Here is an 821-nt window from a genome sequence, read left to right on the forward strand (position 1 = left end):
AGACTCTGGGCTGCTCCCCGTTCGCTCGCCGCTACTGGGGGAATCTCGGTTGATTTCTTTTCCTCGGGGTACTTAGATGTTTCAGTTCCCCCGGTTCGCCTCGTTAAGCTATGTATTCACTTAACGATAGTGCAACGAATTGCACTGGGTTTCCCCATTCGGACATCGCCGGTTATAACGGTTCATATCACCTTACCGACGCTTTTCGCAGATTAGCACGTCCTTCATCGCCTCTGACTGCCAGGGCATCCACCGTGTACGCTTAGTCGCTTAACCTCACAACCCGAAGATGTCTTGTTCTGTCCGGTTCGTTGCGCGTCGTGAATACTGCGTTGTTCCGTACCCGCGATGCTCATGGACATCAAGTCCACTGCGCTCGCTGCGTGCGGTACGCCTTGTCTTCACCAGGCTCACGTCACCTTTTACAGGGTTATCTTCTGATTGCGAAAATTTGAGAGACTCGAACACACAGATTCTGTGTGTCGTTTCAATTTTCAGCTTGATCCAGATTTTTAAAGAGCAAAACTTCGCAGTGAACCTTTTCAGGTACACTCTGAAGTTTTCTGTATTACGTTCCACAGTATGGTGGAGCTATGCGGGATCGAACCGCAGACCTCCTGCGTGCAAAGCAGGCGCTCTCCCAGCTGAGCTATAGCCCCATACGGTGTAGTTAAAACCTCATCAAATTTGCATCGCAAATTTGGTAGGCCTGAGTGGACTTGAACCACCGACCTCACCCTTATCAGGGGTGCGCTCTAACCACCTGAGCTACAAGCCTGTAGAGGTTTTTACTGCTCGTTTTTCATCAGACAATCTGTGTG

The 821-nt window shown here is 50.2% G+C and carries 2 tRNA genes and 1 rRNA gene; all 3 read right to left on the minus strand.

Annotated features, from left to right (window positions below):
• Positions 1–276: ribosomal RNA gene (locus tag C3432_RS27310) — 23S ribosomal RNA — on the minus strand; the annotation flags it as partial.
• A gap of 307 nt (positions 277–583) precedes the next feature.
• Positions 584–659 (minus strand) — tRNA-Ala (locus C3432_RS27320).
• Between the two features lie 42 nt (positions 660–701).
• A tRNA-Ile gene (locus tag C3432_RS27325) sits at positions 702–778 on the minus strand.
• Positions 779–821: the final 43 nt, after the last annotated feature.

This window comes from Citrobacter amalonaticus (genome assembly GCF_002918555.1).
Taxonomy (GTDB): Bacteria; Pseudomonadota; Gammaproteobacteria; order Enterobacterales; family Enterobacteriaceae; genus Citrobacter_C; species Citrobacter_C amalonaticus_A.